Annotated in this window: 2 protein-coding genes; both read right to left on the bottom strand. The window is 60.3% G+C overall.

Annotated elements, in window-relative coordinates:
- The coding region (locus EOA24_RS36785; RefSeq protein WP_133374842.1) for a polyketide synthase at positions 1-1437 on the bottom strand (1437 nt) is incomplete at its 3' end.
- An 88-nt stretch (positions 1438-1525) separates the two neighbouring features.
- Positions 1526-1769: acyl carrier protein (locus EOA24_RS36780; protein ID WP_189354552.1), on the bottom strand; the 244-nt coding region annotated here is incomplete at its 5' end.

The following is a 1769-nucleotide window of genomic DNA, read 5'->3' as shown; positions in this document are numbered from 1 at the left end:
GGCAAAACTCTTGGCCAGGGCGCGCAGGGCCTGTGGCGTCCGTGCCGAAATGTTCAGCGTACGAGGGACGTCTGGGTGCTGCGGCGCGTCGTTCGGCTGAGATGAGCAGTTCGCCGGTGCTTCCTCCAAAATCACATGGGCATTTGTTCCGCCCACGCCGAACGAACTGATGCCCGCGCGCCGCGGACCCTCTGATTTCCATGGCACAGCGCTCGCCGGCACGGCGAAGGGGAGTCGACCGAAGTCGATCTCCGGATTGGGCGTCCCGAAATTAACCGCCGGCGGCAAGGTTCGCGACTTCAGTGCCATGACAGTCTTGATTACACCGGCGACGCCGGAAGCGGCGATCGTATGGCCGATATTGGCCTTCACCGAACCAAGGGTAATCGGCGCGACATTCGCCGGCGAACCGGCGAAGACTGCGCTAAGGGCTTCAATCTCGATCGGATCACCCAGGTTCGTGCCCGTTCCGTGCGTCTCAATGTAGGAGATTGTTTCCGGCGCGAGCGAACTGTTGATGAGTGCTCTTGCGACGACGCTTGATTGCCCCTCGATGCTCGGCGCCGAGAAGCTCATTTTGTCGCTGCCGTCATTGTTGATCGCCGATCCGCGAATAACAGCGTGGATGTTGTCACCCTCGGCAAGCGCGTCATCGAGACGTCGCAGCGCAAGCACACCGACGCCACTCGAGAATACGGTGCCGCTGGCCTCGGCATCGAAGGGACGGCAGTGTCCGTCGCGGGACAAGATCATGCCCTCTTGATAGCGATAGCCCGCACCGTCGGGGATGATTGCCGTGACACCGCCCGCCAGCGCCAGGTCGCAATCGCCGTTCTGCAGACCGTTGCAGGCCAGATGGAGACTTACGAGTGAGGTCGAACAAGCTGTTTGGACGGTGATGGCGGGGCCGATGAGGTTGAGGCGATGGGCCGCCCGAGTCGCTAGGTAGTCCTTGTCGTTTGCCAGCATGACCTGAAAGCCAGACATAGTGTCGAGCATGCCTTCCTTGCTGAAATCGTGCGAGCCGGCAACGCATCTGGCGAAATAGGTGTTCGGGCCGGAACCGGCATAGATGCCCGTCGTCATCTCGGTCGAACGGACGGCGTAGCCAGCATCTTCTATGGCGTGCCAAATGTTTTCCAGGAATAATCGATGCTGCGGATCGAGGAGTGCCGCCTCACGAGGCATGATGCTGAAGAAGTCAGCGTCGAAGTAGCTGAGGCCCGCAAGCGGCGCGCCGCGGCGAATATAATCGTCCGCTTCCCATTCCTCGGGCTCGACGCCCGCGCCGGCGAGTTCAACATCCGACAACTGACGAACGCTCTCGTGTCCGGCAATAATGTTTTCCCAGAACGCCTTGGGCGTATCAGCATCGGGGAACCGGCAGGCCATGCCGATGATGGCGATCGGCGTAGCTATGCGAACCTGGCCGTTCATTTTTAACCTCGTCGCTGGTCCGTTTATGTGCTCTTTGGCTTCCCGAGCGCGCCAATTATCTGCTGGAGTGGGACATCGGTGCGCAGGATCAGCCCGGAGAAGCGCGTTTTTTGGTCGACACACGCCGGTTTGCGAGACCAGCCAACGTCGTACCCGCTGCGTCGCCCTTCGCCGATTTTCCCGATAAAAATTTTGCAAGCTCCCTCGGCGAAGGATGCCGAAAGACCAGGATCGCGGGCATGTTAATCCCGAATTGGCGGCGAAGGCGGCGTTGAAGCTCCGGGACCATGATCGAACGAGCGCCAAAATCGAACACGTTATCGGAGTCCGAG

Origin of the sequence: Mesorhizobium sp. M2A.F.Ca.ET.039.01.1.1 (genome assembly GCF_003998035.1) — a bacterium.
GTDB lineage: Bacteria > Pseudomonadota > Alphaproteobacteria > Rhizobiales > Rhizobiaceae > Mesorhizobium.
This window is presented reverse-complemented; position numbering and strand designations above follow the sequence as displayed.